This window comes from Streptomyces sp. NPDC054765, assembly GCF_053612065.1.
Genome location: NZ_JBSHBP010000006.1, coordinates 73,742 through 92,180 on the forward strand (window position 1 = coordinate 73,742; position 18,439 = coordinate 92,180).

General features: G+C 71.9%; 15 protein-coding genes. 10 read left to right on the forward strand and 5 right to left on the reverse strand.

Translation table 11 applies throughout. From position 1 onward, the window contains the following. Positions 1 to 244 precede the first annotated feature (244 nt). From ACWGJY_RS06185 to ACWGJY_RS06205, 5 genes are all read right to left on the reverse strand, one after another. Entirely contained in the window at positions 245 to 1,339 is a 1,095-nt protein-coding gene (locus tag ACWGJY_RS06185) for a 2-oxoacid:ferredoxin oxidoreductase subunit beta (RefSeq protein ID WP_453259611.1), read from the reverse strand. Then, complete coding sequence (locus tag ACWGJY_RS06190; protein WP_453259612.1) at positions 1,332 to 3,284, reverse strand: 2-oxoacid:acceptor oxidoreductase subunit alpha; 1,953 nt, start codon at positions 3,282 to 3,284, stop codon at positions 1,332 to 1,334. The genes ACWGJY_RS06185 and ACWGJY_RS06190 overlap by 8 nt, the downstream gene beginning before the upstream one ends. A 294-nt stretch (positions 3,285 to 3,578) precedes the next feature. After that, positions 3,579 to 4,238, reverse strand: coding sequence for a LuxR C-terminal-related transcriptional regulator (locus ACWGJY_RS06195; RefSeq protein ID WP_453259707.1), 660 nt, complete (start codon positions 4,236 to 4,238; stop codon positions 3,579 to 3,581). Positions 4,239 to 4,414: 176 nt separating this feature from the next. Further along, positions 4,415 to 5,728 carry a sensor histidine kinase gene (locus tag ACWGJY_RS06200; protein WP_453259613.1) on the reverse strand — a complete coding sequence of 438 codons (1,314 nt, stop codon included), beginning with the start codon at positions 5,726 to 5,728 and terminating at the stop codon, positions 4,415 to 4,417. A gap of 253 nt (positions 5,729 to 5,981) precedes the next feature. Continuing rightward, on the reverse strand, positions 5,982 to 7,283 hold the full coding sequence (locus tag ACWGJY_RS06205) for a sensor histidine kinase (RefSeq protein WP_453259614.1): 1,302 nt from the start codon (positions 7,281 to 7,283) through the stop codon (positions 5,982 to 5,984). Positions 7,284 to 7,786: 503 nt separating this feature from the next. Between ACWGJY_RS06205 and ACWGJY_RS06210 the strand changes: the two genes are divergently transcribed. The 10 genes from ACWGJY_RS06210 (at position 7,787) to ACWGJY_RS06255 (ending at position 18,257) form a co-directional block, all read left to right on the forward strand. After that, on the forward strand, positions 7,787 to 8,188 hold the full coding sequence (locus ACWGJY_RS06210; protein WP_453259615.1) for an NADH-quinone oxidoreductase subunit A: 402 nt from the start codon (positions 7,787 to 7,789) through the stop codon (positions 8,186 to 8,188). Beyond that, a complete protein-coding gene (locus tag ACWGJY_RS06215; RefSeq protein WP_453259616.1) occupies positions 8,179 to 8,841 on the forward strand; it encodes an NADH-quinone oxidoreductase subunit B in 663 nt (220 codons plus the stop codon). The genes ACWGJY_RS06210 and ACWGJY_RS06215 overlap by 10 nt, the downstream gene beginning before the upstream one ends. Next, positions 8,838 to 10,298 (forward strand): NADH-quinone oxidoreductase subunit C, encoded by a 1,461-nt coding sequence (locus ACWGJY_RS06220; protein WP_453259617.1) that lies wholly within the window; start codon positions 8,838 to 8,840, stop codon positions 10,296 to 10,298. The genes ACWGJY_RS06215 and ACWGJY_RS06220 overlap by 4 nt, the downstream gene beginning before the upstream one ends. Further along, on the forward strand, positions 10,295 to 11,263 hold the full coding sequence (locus ACWGJY_RS06225) for a complex I subunit 1/NuoH family protein (protein ID WP_453259618.1): 969 nt from the start codon (positions 10,295 to 10,297) through the stop codon (positions 11,261 to 11,263). Before ACWGJY_RS06220 ends, ACWGJY_RS06225 begins: the two co-directional genes overlap by 4 nt. After that, a complete protein-coding gene (locus ACWGJY_RS06230; protein ID WP_453259619.1) occupies positions 11,260 to 11,934 on the forward strand; it encodes a 4Fe-4S binding protein in 675 nt (224 codons plus the stop codon). The genes ACWGJY_RS06225 and ACWGJY_RS06230 overlap by 4 nt, the downstream gene beginning before the upstream one ends. Then, on the forward strand, positions 11,931 to 12,554 hold the full coding sequence (locus ACWGJY_RS06235; RefSeq protein ID WP_453259620.1) for an NADH-quinone oxidoreductase subunit J family protein: 624 nt from the start codon (positions 11,931 to 11,933) through the stop codon (positions 12,552 to 12,554). The genes ACWGJY_RS06230 and ACWGJY_RS06235 overlap by 4 nt, the downstream gene beginning before the upstream one ends. Next, positions 12,554 to 12,916: an NADH-quinone oxidoreductase subunit NuoK gene (gene nuoK, locus ACWGJY_RS06240; protein ID WP_453259621.1), complete on the forward strand. Its 363-nt coding sequence runs from the start codon at positions 12,554 to 12,556 to the stop codon at positions 12,914 to 12,916. Before ACWGJY_RS06235 ends, nuoK begins: the two co-directional genes overlap by 1 nt. Further along, a complete protein-coding gene (locus tag ACWGJY_RS06245) occupies positions 12,913 to 14,910 on the forward strand; it encodes an NADH-quinone oxidoreductase subunit 5 family protein (protein WP_453259622.1) in 1,998 nt (665 codons plus the stop codon). The genes nuoK and ACWGJY_RS06245 overlap by 4 nt, the downstream gene beginning before the upstream one ends. Before the next feature lie 99 nt (positions 14,911 to 15,009). Next, on the forward strand, positions 15,010 to 16,704 hold the full coding sequence (locus ACWGJY_RS06250; protein WP_453259623.1) for a complex I subunit 4 family protein: 1,695 nt from the start codon (positions 15,010 to 15,012) through the stop codon (positions 16,702 to 16,704). Then, the gene (locus ACWGJY_RS06255) at positions 16,704 to 18,257 is read left to right on the forward strand and encodes an NADH-quinone oxidoreductase subunit N (RefSeq protein WP_453259624.1); all 1,554 of its coding nucleotides are present in this window, start codon (positions 16,704 to 16,706) and stop codon (positions 18,255 to 18,257) included. The genes ACWGJY_RS06250 and ACWGJY_RS06255 overlap by 1 nt, the downstream gene beginning before the upstream one ends. Positions 18,258 to 18,439: the final 182 nt, after the last annotated feature.

Consider the following 18,439-nt stretch of genomic DNA (forward strand, 5'->3'; position numbering starts at 1 on the left):
GGGGGACCTCCTCAGGATGCTTCGCCGCCGCTGCGAAAGTAGCGCCGCCCGGCCCGGCTGTCATGCCTGTCTTGCCATACGGTCATGACAGGCATGACAGGCATGACAGAAGGGGCCTCTGTGCTCGCCCCGGCGACCGGTCCGCCCGGCACGCCGGTGTACGCCGGCAGCCCGCTGCGGCGGCCGGCCCGGGAAACCGCTGACGGTTCCTGCCGGGCCGGCCGTCTCTGCCGTGGACGGACCGTCAGCCGACGACCGTCCAGGTGTCGTTGCCGGTCAGCAGGGCGGCGAGGTCGCCCTTGCCCTTCTGCTCGATGGCGTCGTCGAGCTGGTCGGACATGAGGGTGTCGTAGACCGGCCGGTTGACGCTGCGCAGGACCCCGATGGGGGTGTGGTGCAGGGTGTCGGGGTCGGCGAGCCGGGAGAGCGCGAAGGCCGTGGTGGGCGAGGGGTTGTGTGCGTCGTGCACCAGCACGCCGCCGGTGCCCTCCTCCCGTACGTCGATGACCTTGAGGTCGCCGGTGGCCGGGTCGCGGACCACGCCCTTGGAGCCGAAGCCGTCGGGAGCCAGGGGGCCGAAGCGGACCGGCTGTCCGTGCTCCAGGCGGATGACGGCCTCCTCGGCCTTCTCCTTGTCCTTGAGGACCTCGAAGGCGCCGTCGTTGAAGATGTTGCAGTTCTGGTAGATCTCCACCAGCGCCGTGCCCGGGTGGGCGGCGGCCTCGCGCAGCACCGAGGTGAGGTGCTTGCGGTCGGAGTCGACGGTGCGCGCGACGAAGGACGCCTCGGCGCCCAGCGCCAGCGAGACCGGGTTGAAGGGGGCGTCCAGCGAGCCCATCGGCGTCGACTTGGTGATCTTGCCGACCTCGGAGGTGGGGCTGTACTGGCCCTTGGTCAGGCCGTAGATCCGGTTGTTGAAGAGCAGGATCTTGAGGTTGACGTTGCGCCGCAGGGCGTGGATGAGGTGGTTGCCGCCGATGGAGAGCGCGTCGCCGTCGCCGGTGACGACCCAGACGGACAGGTCACGCCGTGAGGAGGCCAGGCCGGTGGCGATGGCGGGGGCGCGGCCGTGGATGGAGTGCATCCCGTAGGTGTTCATGTAGTACGGGAAACGGGAGGAGCAGCCGATGCCGGAGACGAAGACGATGTTCTCCTTGGCCAGGCCGAGCTCGGGCATGAAGCCCTGTACGGCGGCAAGGACGGCGTAGTCACCGCAGCCGGGGCACCAGCGCACTTCCTGATCGGACTTGAAGTCCTTCATGGACTGCTTGGCGTCGGCCTTGGGTACCAGGGAGAGCGCCTCGATCTGCGAGGACCCCTCCGCGATCGTCTCAGTCATTGATGGCCTCCTTAAAGACCTCCGCGAGCTGCTCGGCCTTGAACGGCATTCCGCTGACCTGGGTGTGCGACTGCGCGTCGACGAGGTACTTGGCGCGCAGCAGCGTGGCGAGCTGTCCGAGGTTCATCTCCGGCACGATCACCTTGTCGTAACGCGCCAGGACCTCGCCGAGATTCCGCGGGAAGGGGTTGAGGTGGCGCAGATGAGCCTGGGCGATGCGCTCCCCGGCGCCCCGGACGCGCCGTACCGCCGCGGTGATCGGCCCGTAGGTCGACCCCCAGCCCAGTACGAGGGTCGTGGCGCCCCGGCCGCTGTCGTCGGTCGGGTCGTCGACCTCGACGTCGGGGACGTCGATGCCGTCGACCTTCGCCTGGCGGGTGCGCACCATGAAGTCGTGGTTGGCCGGGTCGTAGGAGATGTTGCCCGTGCCGTCCTGCTTCTCGATGCCGCCGATACGGTGCTCCAGACCCGGTGTGCCCGGCACCGCCCAGGGCCGGGCGAGCGTCTGCTCGTCGCGCTTGTACGGCCAGAAGACTTCGGTGCCGTCCGCCTGCTGATGGTTGGGGCCCGAGGCGAACTGGACCCGCAGATCCGGCAGTTCGCCGACGTCGGGGATCCGCCACGGCTCCGAACCGTTGGCCAGGTAGCCGTCGGAGAGCAGGAAGACGGGGGTGCGGTAGGTCAGCGCGATCCGGGCCGCGTCCAGCGCCGCGTCGAAGCAGTCGGCGGGGGTCTTCGGCGCCACGATCGGCACCGGGGCCTCGCCGTTGCGGCCGTACATCGCCTGCAGCAGATCGGCCTGCTCGGTCTTCGTCGGCAGGCCCGTCGAGGGGCCGCCGCGCTGGATGTCCACGATCAGCAGCGGCAGTTCAAGACTGACCGCCAGACCGATCGTCTCCGACTTCAGCGCCACACCGGGGCCCGAGGTGGTCGTCACCGCCAGCGCACCGCCGAACGCGGCGCCCAGTGCCGCACCGATTCCGGCGATCTCGTCCTCCGCCTGGAAGGTGCGCACACCGAAATTCTTGTGCTTGGACAGCTCGTGCAGGATGTCGGAGGCCGGGGTGATCGGGTACGAGCCCAGATACAGCGGCAGATCCGCCTGCCGGCCCGCCGCAATCAGCCCGTAGGACAGCGCGAGGTTCCCGGAGATATTGCGGTAGGTGCCGGTCGGGAAGGCCTTCGTGGCCGGCGCGACCTCGTAGGAGACGGCGAAATCCTCCGTCGTCTCACCGAAATTCCAGCCCGCCCGGAAGGCCGCGACATTCGCCTCCGCGATCTGCGGCTTCTTCGCGAACTTCGCCCGCAGGAACGTCTCGGTGCCCTCGGTCGGCCGGTGGTACATCCACGACAGCAGCCCCAGCGCGAACATGTTCTTGCTGCGCTCGGCCTCCTTGCGGGAGAGCCCGAACTCCTTGAGCGCCTCGACCGTCAGCGTCGTCAGCGGCACCGGATGGACGTGGTAGGCCTCCAGCGAGCCGTCCTCCAGCGGACTGGTCGCATACCCGACCTTCGCCATCGGGCGCTTGGTGAACTCATCGGTGTTGACGATGATGTCCGCGCCCCGCGGCACATCCGCGATATTCGCCTTCAACGCGGCCGGGTTCATCGCCACCAGCACATTCGGCGCGTCACCGGGCGTGAGGATGTCATGGTCGGCGAAGTGCAGCTGGAAACTGGAGACGCCCGGCAGGGTCCCGGCGGGCGCCCGGATCTCGGCGGGGAAATTCGGCAGCGTCGACAGGTCGTTACCGAACGACGCGGTTTCGGAGGTGAACCGGTCACCGGTGAGCTGCATACCGTCACCGGAGTCACCGGCGAACCGGATGATCACCCGGTCGAGGCGTCGGACTTCTTTGCCTTCGCCGCCGTCACCGGAAGCGCGCTGTTCCCCGACAAGCGCTGCGTCGGTCTGCTCGGCTGTGCTACTGACCTGGCTGGTCACTGCTTCGGACCTCCCTCGAGGGGTGCGGCGTCCCCGCCGGAGGCAGGGCTTGGGACGTGTCGTACCGACCGGTTGTCCCATAAGCATCGTACGTGGGTAAGGGTGGCCTTCCCTGGGTCGCTCGTATGCTGGATGTTCCTACGAGACACCGGTCTGGTGTGTATTGTCATGAAATCACCACCCCCGTGGCCCCCCGTTCATGACGCTCCGGACTCGTCCATTGGTTCTACGACCAAAGTCCTGGTCCTCGGTGGGAAACGCCTCGGGCGGGCTATCTGACAGGGTGTCAGACCGCTAGCCGTTGAGGTAGGTGAGCACCGCCAGCACCCTGCGGTGATCCCCGTCACTCTGCGACAGGCCCAGTTTCAGGAAGATATTGCTGACGTGCTTCTCGACCGCACCGTCGCTGACCACCAGCTGCCGGGCGACCGCGGAGTTCGTCCGGCCCTCGGCCATCAGGCCCAGCACCTCCCGCTCCCGGGGGGTCAGATGGGCCAGCACATCCTGCTTACGGCTGCGGCCCAGCAGCTGCGCCACCACCTCCGGGTCCAGCGCCGTCCCGCCCCCGGCGACCCGGACCACCGCGTCGACGAACTCCCGCACCTCGGCCACCCGGTCCTTGAGCAGATAGCCGATGCCCCGGCTCGAACCGGCCAGCAGCTCCGTCGCGTACTGCTCCTCGACGTACTGCGAGAGCACCAGCACCCCGAGGCCGGGGTGGTCCCGGCGCAGCCGGATCGCGGCCCGCACCCCTTCGTCGGTGTGCGTCGGCGGCATCCGTACGTCCGCCACCACCACATCCGGCAGCGCCCCTTCGTCCGCCAGCTCCCCGATCGTCTTGATCAGCGCCTCGGCGTCCCCGACACCCGCCACGACTTGGTGCCCCCGGTCGGTGAGCAGCCGGGTCAGGCCCTCCCGGAGCAGCACCGAGTCCTCGGCGATGACCACGCGCACCTTGTCCTCCACGGCTTAGATTCCCCCACACCTCATCGCATCCCACCCCTGCCGGGCTTCAGCATCCCAGCATTCGGACGACGGCGAGAGGGATGAGGGGATCAAGGGCGGAGATGGCGCAGGAGCACCCGTGCCGTGGCGGATTTTCGATCACTCGTGCGACGGCGGTCCGGCCGTCACCCGCGCCACGGCAGCTCGGCGGTGACGCAGGTCGGGCCGCCGGCCGGAGAGTCCACGATCAGCAGGCCGTCGACCGCATCCAGCCGTTCGGCGAGGCCGGCCAGGCCGGTGCCGGTGCCGGTGTGCGCGCCGCCCCGGCCGTCGTCGGCGACCAGCACCATGATCCGGTCGGCGGTGTGCCAGACGTCCAGCGTCGCGCTGGTGGCGCGGGCGTGCTTGGAGACGTTCTGCAGCAGCTCGGAGGCGGTGAAGTACGCGATGCCCTCGATCGCCGCGGCCGGCCGGTGATCCAGGTCCACGGTCACCGTCACCGGAACCGTGCACCGTGCGGACAGCGCGGACAGCGCCGGGCCGAGACCCCGGTCGGTGAGGATCGCCGGGTGGATGCCGCGGGCCAGATCCCGCAGCTCCTGGAGCGCGATCTTCACCTCGCCGTGCGCCTCGTCCACCATCTTCGCGGCGGCCTGCGGATCCTGTGCCAGCTTCTCCTTGGCCAGGCCCAGGTCCATGGCGAGCGAGACCAGCCGGGCCTGTGCGCCGTCGTGCAGATCGCGCTCGATGCGCCGCAGATCGGCCGCCGCGGTGTCCACCACCACCCCACGGTCCGACTCCAGCTGCGAAACGCGGGTGGCGAGGGAGGAGGGCCCCAGCAGGCCGTGGACCATCACCCGGTCCATCTGCGTCAGCCCGTGGATCACCCACGGCCCGGCCAGCACCAGCAGCAGCCCGGCCCCGCTGGTGGCCGCGGCGCCCGCCGGAGTGTCGAGCGAGATGCCGTGGCCGCTGCCGTCACTCCACATCTGGATCTCCGGCCGGGCGGCGTCCGCGGGGAGCGTCCACCACCACAGCGGAGAGGTCAGCAGCCCCCAGCCGACGGTCCAGAACGTCACCGAGAAGATGAAGGAGAAGAGCGCCCACGGGAAGTGCAGCAGGGAGTAGAGGAGGTGCCGCCAGGACGCCCCGCTCTTCAGTACGGCCCCGACCCACCCCATCAGCGTCGCCTTGGAGGGCCGGACGGGCTCCGGATCGGCGACGTCCAGCTCCAGCAGCGCACGGGCCCGCGCGCGCTCCAGACCGCCCAGCGCACGGCCGCCGGCCAGACCGCCCGCCAGCACCGGGATGCCGAGGAACGTGACCAGCAGACCGGCGCCCAGTGTCGTCACCACCAGCGCGTAGGTGAACATCACGATGGACATCGGGAGGCTGAGGAAGAGGTACAGGAACTCCCGCCAGGTGCGCCCGGAGAACGGGGCGCGCAGCCCCACGGGCACACGGGAGCCGCGGGGAGGCGGTGCGTATGCGGTGTCCATCGTCTCGTCGTCCGTTCTGCCGGATGCGGCCCTTGCCCTGTCGTGATCCGCTGCCTCAACTGCAGGCCGTGCGGCGTATTTCCGCTGTGACCAGGGTCCGCCTCCGGCGTCCCCCGCACCATGAGGGTCGTCGCAGTCTTCGCCGGGGGTTTTCCCCACCCCCCCCCGGAGCTGAGGCCGCCACCACCCGCCCTCGGCCGGACGGACACGCCTCGGCCGGCCGGACACGCCGGGCCGGGCTGACGGCGGCCCGTCAGCGGCCTCCCGGTCCCGCCCCGGGGCCGGTCTTCGGCCCCGTCCCCGCGTCCGTCCGCGCCCGCCACGGCAGCTCCGCCGTGACCCGGGTGGGCCCGCCCACCGGCGAATCCAGCACGAACAGCCCGTCCACCGAGCCCAGCCGCTCGGCGAGCCCGGCCATCCCGCTGCCGCCGTCCAGCCGCGCCCCGCCCTTTCCGTCGTCCGCCACCTGGATCAGCAGCCGGTCGCCCGCCCGTCGCCCGCCACCGCCCTTGTCCGAGGGCTCTGCGGGCCCGCCCCCCCTGACCCGCCACACCTCGACGGACGCCTGCCGCGCCGCGCTGTGCTTGGAGATGTTCTGCAGCAGCTCGGAGACCGTGAAGTAGACGATGCCCTCGATGGCGGGTGCGGGCCGCTCGTCCAGGTCCACGGCCGTGGTGGCGGGCACCGTGCAGCGTCCGGCCAGTGAGGCCAGGGCGGGCCCCAGTCCGCGGTCGGTGAGGATCGCCGGATGGATGCCCCGGGCCAGATCCCGCAGCTCCTGCAGCGCGAGCTTCACCTCGCCGTGCGCCTCGTCCACCATCGCCGCCACGCTTTCGTCGGCCCGGCCCTCCAGCAGCTTCTCCTTCGCCAGTCCGAGCCCCATGGCGAGCGCCACGAGCCGGGCCTGTGCGCCGTCGTGCAGATCCCGTTCGATGCGCCGCAGATCGGCGGCCGCGGTGTCGGTGACCGTCACCCGGTCCCACTCCAGCTCAACGATCCGCCGCTCCAACTCGTCGGAGGGCGAGAGCAGTCCGCGCACCATGGCGCGGTCCACGTTGGACAGCCAGCGAGCCAGCCACGGCAGCGCCGGCCACGCCACGAAGAACGAGACCAGGGTCACCGAGAAGGTGAACACGACCCATGGCAGCCGGAGGAACGCGAACAGTGCATGCCGCCAGGCGACCGGGTCCTTCAGACACGTCCACAGCCAGGGCAGGAACCCCCGCTCCCGGACCCGCAGCGGACTCGGTTCCGCCACCTGGACCCCGAGCAGGGCCCGCGCCCGCGCCCGTTCCAGCTTCCCGTACTTCCGGCACGCCACCAGGCCGCTCGCCAGCAGCGGCAGCCCGATCACGGTGACGGACAGCGCGGCCCCGAGGGCCAGCCAGACCACCAGCACCACGAACCCGGCGACGTCCAACGGGAGATTGGACAGCAGGTAGGCGATCTCCCGCCATGTCGTGCCGCTGAGTGCCCCTCTGGGCGGCGGTGGCGGGGCACCGTCAGAGCCCTCATCAGCAACATCAGCAGCACGGGGCCGGGATCTGTCCGTCATGCGCCCAGACTGCCCGGTGGCCGCTCCGTGTGCCATGGGGTGGCTGGGGTGGTGGGGGTGGGGTTTTCCCCACCACCGGTGCCTGCCGTGCCCACCGGTGCCTGCCGTGCCACCCGTGTCCGCCGTGCCCACCCGTGTCCGCCCCGGGGCCGGTCCGTCCCACGTCTTACGGAGCCCCTTCCGCATACGGACCCTCCCCCGCTTACGGACCCTCCGCGGCTCACGGACCCTCCTCCGCCCCGCCGGCCCCTACGGCACTCCGTCCCGATGGCCAGGCACAGGGCGGACCGTCCCGCCCGCACCACCCCGGTTCGTCCGGTCCGTGAGACGCCTTCTGAGACAACCGTCCCCGCTCCCTGCCGCCCAGGTAGGGCGAAGTAGGGACAAGCCCACCGTCCGCGACGACGCGGCTGCGGGGCGCGGCCGGGGCAGGGCCTAGACTCCCGTGCGTACAGATCGTCTAAGTCGTTTGAACAAGCGCAGTCAGGGAGCGAGGGGCGGACGTGCCGGACGCGACCGTACGCACCACCGTCGCCGCGGACTATTTCCAGGGTTACTCGGTCGTCGGCATCATCGCCGTGATCGGGGTGCTCTTCGTCGCGGTGGCCTTCGGTGCCGGGCGGCTGCTGCGGCCCGTGGTGCCGACGCCCGAGAAGCTGCTGACGTACGAGTGCGGCGTGGACCCGGTCGGCGAGGGCTGGGCGCACACCCAGGTCCGCTACTACGTGTACGCCTTCCTCTACGTCGTCTTCGCCGTCGACTCGATCTTCCTGTTCCCTTGGGCGACGATCTTCGCCGCCCCCGGTTTCGGTGGTGTGACGCTCGTGGAGATGTTCATCTTCCTCGGCTTCCTCACCGTCGGCCTGCTCTACGCATGGAAGAAGGGCGTCCTGGAATGGACGTGACCCCCGCCTCCCACAGCTCCGCAGCCGCGTCCGAGGGCGCCGCTCCGCAGTTCCTGCCGGAGCCGCGGCGCCTGGGAGCCCTGGCCCGGCTCGCGCCCGAACCGATGAAGGTGGTCCTCAACTGGGGCCGCCGCTACAGCCTGTGGGTCTTCAACTTCGGTCTCGCCTGCTGCGCGATCGAGTTCATCGCCGCGTCCATGGCACGGCACGACTTCATCCGGCTCGGCGTGATCCCCTTCGCACCCGGCCCCCGCCAGGCAGACCTGATGGTCGTCTCCGGCACGGTCACCGACAAGATGGCGCCCGCGGTCAAGCGGCTCTACGAGCAGATGCCCGAGCCGAAGTACGTCATCTCCTTCGGCGCCTGCTCCAACTGCGGCGGCCCCTACTGGGACTCGTACTCGGTCACCAAGGGCGTCGACCAGATCATCCCGGTGGATGTGTACGTACCGGGCTGCCCGCCGCGCCCCGAGGCGTTGCTGCAGGGCATCCTCAAGCTTCAGGAGAAGATCGCGCGCGAGTCGCTGGGGGAGCGGTACGCGACGGGCGGCGCCGCCCGGCCCTCCGCGGCCGCACTGCGCAGCGGGCTGGTCACACCGCCCGCGCCGGAGCCGGCGGACGATCCGAAGGCGCCGGGGGAGGAGCCTCGATGAGCGAGCAGCCCGAGCAGCCGACGGAGACCCCCGGGCAGCCGACCGAGACCCCGGAGCAGCCCGAGCAGCCCCAGCAGCCCGCGCAGCCGACGGAGACCCCCGGGCAGCCGACCGAGACCCCCGAGCAGCCGGAGCAGCCGGAGCAGCCCGAGCAGCCGGAACAGTCCGTCGCCGAGCCCGTTGTCGGCTGGCTGCCGCGGCCCACGAGCGAGATCTTCGGAGCCGGGGCCACGGCGGAGCTGGCGTACGACCTGCTGACCGTCGACGTCCCGGCGGACGGCTGGCTCACCGCGCTGACGGCCGCCCGCGACGGGCTCGGCTGCCGCTACTTCGACTGGCTGAGCGCCGTCGACGAGCCCGGCACCGGCTTCCGGATCTGTGCGCATCTCGTGGAGGTGGCGCGTCCCGGCACCGTCCACCGGCTGATCGTGCGGACGACCGTGCCGCACGAGGCTGCCGTGCTGCCCACCGCCGTCGGCGTGTACGCGGGTGCGGGCTGGCACGAGCGGGAGACCCACGAGATGTTCGGCGTCGACTTCACCGGCCATCCGCACCTCGTACCGCTGCTGCTTCCGGACACCTTCGAGGGGCACCCGCTGCGCAAGGACTTCGTGCTGGCGGCGCGGGTCGCCAAGGCGTGGCCGGGGGCCAAGGAGCCGGGGGAGTCCGAGCACGGCGGGCCCAAGCGTCGTCAGATGCTGCCCCCGGGCGTCCCGGACCCGAACGAGTGGGGCCCGCTGAAGGGCCAGCTGCCGCCTGCGCCCGCGCGTCCGGCGCGGGGTGTGCGGGCGGCCGGTGGTGCACGTGCGGCCGGTGGTGCCGGTAGTGCCGGTGCGGCGGCGGGCGAGCGTCCGGCCCGGCGTACGCGGACCGCGAGCGCGGGTTCGGCCGGCCAGCAGCAGACGGCGGCGGAGTCGGCCGGGACACCGGTGGCCGAGACCCCGGTGGCCGAGACCCCGGTGGCCGAGGGACGTCCCGGGCGGGCGGAGCGTCCGGCCCGGCGTACGCGGTCGGCGAGCGAGGGCTCGGCAGCCCAGCGGCGGGCGGCGGCGGAGGCGGCCGGGGCCGAAGAGACGTCCGGGATGGCCGCGCCCAAGGCCACTTCGGGCACGGCCTCGCCCGATGAGGTCCCGTCGGCGGAGACCCCGGCCAAGGAGACCCCGGCCAAGGAAGGCCCGGCGGCGGCCTCCGCGAAGGAGACGGCCCCGCGTTCCTCGGACGCGCCCTGGCACCATGCCCGGCCCGCCTTCGACGAGCCCGAGAAGAAGGCGGCGCCGGAGGAGAAGGCAGCGCCTGCGAAGGAGGCGGCACCGGAACCCGAGCCGACCCCGGAGCTCGGTCCGCAGACCGCATCCGAGCCGAAGCCGAACCCGGCCCCCGCCCCCCAACCCCAGCAGGACACCCCCCGACCCCAGCAGGACACCCCCCAAGACCCGGCAGGAGGCGACACCCCATGAGCGACGCTCTCGACATCGGGCTGCGCCTCATCGCCGTCTTCGTCGTCTTTCTGGTCTTCCCCCTGGTCATCGGGCAGACCGAGCACAAGGTCATGGCCCATATGCAGGGCCGGCTGGGCCCGATGTACGCGGGCGGGTTCCACGGCTGGGCCCAACTGGTCGCCGACGGGGTGAAGTTCGCGCAGAAGGAGGACATCGTCCCGGCCGGCGCCGACCGGCGGATCTTCCAGCTCGCGCCCGCCGTCGCCCTGCTGCCGTACCTCCTGGTCCTGGTCGCTATCCCGATCGGCCCGCACCATGCCGTCGGACAGGCCCTGGATGCCGGGATCTTCTTCGTCCTCGCCGTCATGGGCGTCGGCGTGCTCGGCTCGCTGATGGCCGGCTGGGCCTCGGCCAACAAGTTCTCGCTGCTCGGCGGCCTGCGGACGGCCGCGCAGCTGCTCGCGTACGAGCTGCCGATGCTGCTCGTGGCGGCCTCCGTCGCGATGGCGGCCGGCACGCTCTCGCTGCCGGGCATCGTCGAGGCCTTCCACTGGTGGTGGGTGCCGTGGCAGATCGTCGGCGGCGTCGTCTTCTTCACCGCGGGGCTCGCCGAGCTGCAGCGGCCGCCGTTCGACATGCCGGTCGCCGACTCGGAGATCATCTTCGGTGCGTACACCGAGTACACCGGGCTGCGCTTCGCGCTCTTCCTGCTCGCCGAGTACGCGGGCATCGTCGTCCTCTGCGCCCTGACCTCCGTCCTCTTCCTCGGCGGCTGGCACGGCCCGTTCGGTGCCGACGGCCTGGGCTGGCTGTGGACGCTGCTGAAGACCGTGCTCCTCGCCTTCATCGTCATCTGGCTGCGGGTGACCTACCCGCGGCTGCGCGAGGACCAGCTGCAAAAGCTCGCCTGGACGGTCCTCATCCCGCTCGCCCTCGCCCAGATCGCCGTCACCGGCGTCGTCAAGGTGGTGATCTCGTCATGAGCTTCCCCGGATCCGGCCTCGCCAAGGGGCTGGCCGTCACCCTGCGGACGATGACGAAACGATCGGTCACCGCGCAGTACCCGGACGTCCAGCCCGACCTGCCGCCCCGGACCCGTGGCGTCATCGGGCTGTTCGAGGAGAACTGCACGGTCTGCATGCTGTGCGCCCGGGAGTGCCCGGACTGGTGCATCTACATCGACTCCCACAAGGAGACGGTGCCGCCGGCCGCCCCCGGAGGCCGGGAGCGCAGCCGCAATGTGCTGGACCGCTTCGCGATCGACTTCGCGCTGTGCATGTACTGCGGGATCTGCATCGAGGTCTGTCCCTTCGACGCGCTCTTCTGGTCACCGGAGTTCGAGTACGCCGAGACGGACATCCGCGAGCTGACCCATGAGCGCGACAAGCTCCGCGAGTGGATGTGGACGGTGCCGGAGCCGCCGGCGCTCGACCCGGCGGCCGAGGAGCCCAAGGAGCTCGCCGCCGCGCGCAAGGCCGCGGACAAGCTCGCTGCCCGGCAGCAGGCCGAAGCCGAAGCGGCCAAGGCGCCGGGCCAGGCGCCGGGCCAGGCGCCGGGCCAGGCCCCGGACCAGGCCCCGGACCAGGCCCCGGGCCAGGCCCCGGACCAGGCAGAAGACCAGAACCGACCGGATACCCCAGGGGAGGGAACGTGACGCTCGCCGCCACCGCAGCCGGCCATGGCTTCCTCTCGGCCACGGGTGTCGAGATCGCCTTTGTCCTCGTCGGTATCGCCACCCTCGGCGCGGCCGTCGTCACCGTCACCACCCGGCAGCTGGTGCACGCCGCCCTCTGGCTGGTCGTCGCCCTCGGCGGGATCGCCGTCGAATACCTGCTGCTCACGGCCGAGTTCATCGCCTGGGTGCAGGTGCTGATCTACGTCGGTTCGGTCGTCGTCCTCCTGCTCTTCGGGCTGATGCTCACCAAGGCGCCCATCGGCCGCTCCCCGGACGCCGATTCGGGCAACCGCTGGGCCGCGCTCACGGTGGCCCTCGCCTCGGCCGCCGCGCTGGTCTGGGTCGTCGTGGATGCCTTCCGCGCCACCTGGGTCAACCTCGACGGCGCCGCGCAGGGCACCGCCGAAGTCTCCGGCCGCAGCCTGTTCCAGTACTGGGTGCTGCCCTTCGAGGCGCTGTCCGTGCTGCTGCTGGCCGCGCTCGTCGGGGCGATCGTGCTGTCGCGCAAGACGGGCGAGGGCAAGCCCGGGGCGGCGGCTCTCAAGGACGGGGCGTTCCGCGCCCCCGCGCCCCCCGCCCCGCGAGAGGAGCAGCGCTGATGCATCTCGTCTACCCGGCCGTCCTCGCCGTCCTCCTCTTCTGCACCGGGCTGTACGGCGTGCTCGCCCGACGCAACGCGGTCCTGGTGCTGATGTCCGTCGAGCTGATGCTCAACGCCGTCAATCTCAACCTCGTCGCCTTCGACGTCTGGCTGCGCGACACCCTGCACACCGGCCAGGCCCTCACCCTCTTCACCATCGCCATCGCCGCCGCCGAGATCGGCATCGGCCTGGCGATCGTGCTGCTCGTCTACCGCAACCGCGGCAGCTCCGACATCGACCGGCTCCGTGACCTCGCCGAGAAGCCGGGTGCCGCGGACGGGGACCCGCAGCCGGACACCACGGCGGAGGCCGCCGCGTGACCCTCACGACCACCGCCGTACTCGTTCCCCTCCTGCCTTTCCTCGGGGCCGTCGCCGGCCTCCTCCTGGGACGTCGCGCGCCCGGCTTCGTCCGGCCGCTGGCCGTGCTGCCGACGCTGGCCGCGGCCGCGCTCACCGTGTGCGTCGCCGTCGGACAGGGCACCGGCCCGGCCACCGACGTCGCCACCGAGTTCACCCCGACCGGCTCGATCCCCCTCTACCTGGCCCTGCACATCGACGGCTTCGCCGCGCTCATCGCCGTCCTGGTCGGTGTCGTGGCGACCTGTGTGCAGATCTACTCCACCGGCTATCTGCGCGAGGATCCGCGCTACCCCTCCTACGCCGCGCTGGTCTCGCTCTTCACCTCCGCGATGCTGCTGGTCGTCTACACCGGCGACCTGATGGTGCTGCTGGTCGGCTGGGAAGTCATGGGCATCTGCTCCTACTTCCTCGTCGGCCACTACTGGGAGACCGAGGCGGCCCGCTCCGCCTCCCTCAAGGCGTTCCTGGTCACCAAGCTCGGCGACGTCCCCTTCCTGTTCGGCATCTTCGCGCTGGCCACCGACGCCGGGACGTTCCGTATCACCGGCATCCTCGGCTCCGTCGCCGCCGGCGGCCTGGACCACCCGACGCTGATCGCGCTGCTGCTGCTGGCGGGCGTCGCGGGCAAGTCGGCGCAGTTCCCGCTGCACACCTGGCTGCCGGACGCGATGGCCGGCCCGACGCCGGTCTCCGCGCTGATCCACGCCGCGACGATGGTGGCGGCCGGTGTCTATCTGGTGGCCCGTCTCCTCCCCGTCTTCGCCGCCTCCGCGGCCGCGCTGGTCGTCCTCGCCGTCATGGCCGCGATCACCATGGTCGGCTCCGGCCTGGCCGCGCTGGCCCAGGACGACATCAAGCGCGTCCTGGCCTACTCGACGGTCGGCCAGCTCGGCTACATGCTCGGCGCGCTGGCCGTCGGCGACCGCGGCGCCGCCGTCTTCCACCTCATCTCGCACGGTGCGTTCAAGGCCCTCCTCTTCCTCGGCGCGGGCGTGATCATCCACGCCGCGGGCACCAACTCGCTGGCCGCCATGTCCCGGATGAGCGGCCTGGCCCGGCGCATCCCGGACGCCTACTGGACGGTGACCGTCGCGCTGCTCGCGCTCGCCGCGATCCCGCCGTTCGCCGGCTTCTTCTCCAAGGAAGCCGTCCTGGGCGCCGCCGAACACGCCGCCACCGGCGCCGCGCACGGCATCCCCGGCGCGGCCGGCTGGACCGTACTGGTCTCCGGACTGCTCACCGCCCTGCTCACCGCGGCCTACGCCACCCGCCTGTGGCTGCTGGCCTTCAAGGGCAAGGGCGCCGAAGTCCCCGACCACGGCCCGCAGCCGGTCGCCATGAACGCCGTCCTGTGGGTGCTCTTCGTCCCGACCGTCGCGCTCGGCCTCGCCGCCCCCTTCCTGCCCGGCTGGTTCGACGGGCGTTCGCTTGCACCTACCCTGACCACCTCCGTCCTGGGCACCGGTATCGCCCTCGTCGGCGGCCTGGTCACCTATGCCGCCTGGCGGCACACCACCACGCTCGCCGCCCGCACCCCCCTCGGTGCGGTCGCCGCAGCTGCGGACGCCACCCCCGCGCTCGCCGAGGAGGTGGCCATCGACATCCACACCCCGGTCTACGGGGACAACGCCGCCGCCCCGGACCCGGCCGACCCCGGCCGTCTCCTCCTGGGCCCGCTGCACCGCCACGCGGCCGTCGGCTTCCATCTCGACGCCGTCTACTCCGCCCTCTTCGTCCGGCCCGTACGCGCCGCCGCCACACTCGTCCGCTTCCTCGACCGCGAGGTCGTCGACACCTACGTCCGCGGCGCGGGCACCGCACCCCGTCTGCTGGGCGCCGCGGTCCGCCGCGCCCAGACCGGAAACGTGCAGACGTACCTCGCCGCGCTGCTGGCGGGCTCGCTCGTGCTGGCCGTCGCCGCCGTCCTCGTCGCTACGGGCACGGGAGCCTGACCGATGCCGCACACCCCCGGTGCACCCACCCCGCGCCACCGTCCGGCACCCCGTACGGCCGGGCTCGCCGGAGCCGGAACCCTGAGGAGGGCCTGACCCGTGAACCCCACCGCTCTGCAGTACCTCCTCGTGGCGGTCGTCGTCCTCCCCCTGCTGGGAGCGGTCGGCGCCCTGCTCCCAGCGCCCCCCGGTCTCCGGGGCCGCAACCCCGACCAGGCCGTACTGCGCCACGGCGTGACCGTCACCGGCGTCGTGTTCGCCGCCGCCCTGGCGCTGGCCATCGGCTTCGACCACGACCACCCGGCCCGTATGCAGGCCACCACCGACATCAGCTGGATCCCGGCGCTGGACATCCGCATCCACCTCGGCATCGACGGCATCTCGCTCCCCCTTGTCGTGCTGACCGCGCTGCTGACCTTTCTCTGCGCGCTCTACAGCTACTTCCACCCGCCCGTCACCCAGCACCGCCCTCCGAAGGAAGCGCTGCGCGCTACGCGTGCCCATCGGGGCCCGTCTCCCAAGGCGTTTGTGGCCCTGCTGCTCACCCTTGAGGCCGGCACCCTCGCCACCTTCGCCGTCCTCGACCTGATGCTGTTCTTCCTCGCCTTCGAGACGGTCCTCATCCCGATGTACTTCCTCATCGCCCGCTGGGGCGGCGCACAACGGCAGGCGGCGGCCTGGAAGTTCATCCTCTACACGCTGCTCGGCTCCGTCGTGATGCTGCTCGGCCTCCTCCTCATCGGCGTGAAATCCGGCACGTTCGACATGGTGGCACTCGCCACTGACAACGGGCCGAAAGGCCAGCTCAGCCACACGGTCCAGCTGCTGGCGGTGCTCGCGATCGGCATCGGACTGGCCGTCAAGTCCCCCATGTGGCCGCTGCACAGCTGGCTGCCCGACGCCCACACCGCCGCCCCCACCGTCGGCTCGGTGCTGCTGGCCGGCGTCCTGCTGAAGATGGGCACCTACGGGTTCGTACGGATCGCGCTGCCCATCACGCCCGAGGGCATGCACACCTTCGCGCCGTACCTCGCCGCGCTGGCCGCCGTCGGCATCATCTACGGCTCGCTCGCCTGCCTCGCCCTCGTCCGCAAGGGCGCGGGGGGCGATCTCAAGCGCCTGATCGCCTACAGCTCCGTCGGCCACATGGGCTTCGTGCTGCTCGGCATCGCGAGCATGACCCCCACCGGCGTCAACGGCGCGCTGTTCGCCAACATCGCCCACGGCCTGATCACCGGCCTGCTCTTCTTCCTCGTCGGCGCGCTCAAGGACCGCTACGGCAGCACCGACCTCGACGCCCTCTCGGGCAGCACCGGCGCCGCCCTCTACGGCAAGGCCCCCCGCTTCGGCGGCCTGCTCGCCTTCGGGGCGGTCGCCTCGCTGGGCATCCCCGGGCTGGCCGGTTTCTGGGGCGAGATGCTGGCAATGTTCGGCGCCTTCCGGCCGGCCGCCGGCCTCAGCCGCCCCGCCTTCCTGACGTTCATGGTGATGGCCGGCCTCGGCACCCTGCTGACCGCCGCCTATCTGCTGCTCGTCGTCCGCCGCGTCTGCATGGGCGGCACCCCGACGGTCGCGGAAGCCGTCCCGGCGATCGAGGAAGGCACCGCCACCGCGGCCGAAGCGGTCACGGTGGTCCCGGCCGCACCGGCCCCCGTCATCCCCGACCTCGCGCGCTACGAGTACGCCGCCTGGACCCCCCTCGCCGTCCTCACCGTCCTCGCCGGACTGTGGCCCGCGGCCCTCCTCGGCCTCACCGACCCGGCCGTCCAGCAGCTCCTCGGAGGCGGTAAGTGATGAGCACGGTCACCTCTCTGGTCCAGTCCGTCGACTGGCTCGCCCTCGCGCCGCCCACCCTCGCCGCGGCCGTCGCCCTGGTCGTCCTCGTCGCCGACCTCTTCCTCCCGGCGGCCCGCAAGCCGCTGCTGGGGTGGATCGCGACGGCGGGCCTCGCGCTCGCCGCGCTGTCCCTGCTGCCCCTCCTGAACGGCGACCGCCGCACCTTCTGCCTGCCCGGCCACCCCGACGTCTGCAGCTATGTGGCCGACCCGTTCGCCCTGGTCATCCAGTTCCTGGTGCTCGGCGGGGCGCTGCTGACCGCCCTGCTGTCCATCGACACCCTCAAGGACTGCGACCTGCCCGCCGGCGAGTACTGGTTCCTGCTGCTGTCCTCGGCGGCCGGCGCGGCCCTGCTGCCCGCCTCCAGGGACCTGGCCACCCTCGTCATCGCCCTCGAAGTCGCCTCGCTGCCCGCCTTCGCCCTGGTCGGGCTGCGCCGCGGCGACCGGCTCTCCTCCGAGGCCGCCCTCAAGTTCTTCCTGTCCTCCGTGACGGCCACCGCCGTGATGCTGCTCGGCGTGAGCTTCCTGTACGCGGCCACCGGCAGCCTGCACCTCTCCCAGGTGGCGCACGCCCTCGCCGCCCTCCCCGACCCGCGCCTGGCCACCCTGGCGAGCGCCGGAGCCGCCCTCACCCTGGTCGGGTTCGCCTTCAAGACGGCCGCCGCCCCGTTCCACTTCTGGGTGCCGGACACCTACGTCGGCGCGCCGCTCCCCGTCGCCGGCTACCTCTCCGTGGTCGGCAAGGCCGTCGGCTTCTCCGGCCTGATCCTCGTCACGGTCCAGGGCTTCCCCTCGTACGCGCACGTCTGGGGCCCGGCACTGGCCGTCCTCGCCGCGCTCACCATGACCGTCGGCAATGTCGCCGCCCTGCGCCAGGACCCCCGCCGCGCCCACAGCGCCGTACGCCTGCTCGCCTGGTCCTCGGTCGGCCAGGCCGGCTACCTCCTGGTCCCGATCGCGGCGGCGGGCTACCTCCACGACCCGGCGCGCGCCATCGGCTCCACCGTCGCCTACGCCCTGATGTACGCGGTCGTGAACCTCGGCGCCTTCGCCGTCGCCGCCCTGGTGGCCCGTACGCACCCCGCCAACCGCCTCACCGACTACCGGGGCCTGTACGCCCGCCGCCCCCTGGCAGCGCTCGCCCTCGGCTTCTTCCTGCTCTGCCTGGCCGGTCTGCCGCCCGGCGTCATCGGCCTGTTCGCCAAGGTCACGGTGTTCTCCGCGGCCGTCGACGCGGGACTGGCCTGGCTCGCGGTGATCATGGCCGTCAATGTCGTGATCGCGCTCTACTACTACCTGCAGTGGACCACGCTCCTCTTCCGGGGAGCCGGGGAAGCGGAGGCCGCGGAGGACGCCGAGGCGTCCGAGGCCGCGCGCACGGGGCAGCCGCCGCACGCCGGGGTCCCGGCGCCCCTCGCCACCGCCATCGCGCTCGCCGCCGTCCTCGGCATCGCCCTCTCCGGCGCCCCGCAGCTCGTCCTGCGCTTCGCCTCCGGTTCGCTGCTCTGACGGCCGGGCGCGGCCGCCCGGACCCGTCCCGCCCGCCCTGCCCGTCCCGCACCGGCCCCCGGCATCCGTACGGCGGTACGCCCCACCGGCCGCCACCGGGCGCCCCGCCCGGCCCGCCTCCCGGGCACCGGGGAACCAGGCTCCCTCATCTCGCGTTGACCAGTGAGTAAGGGTCCACCGGA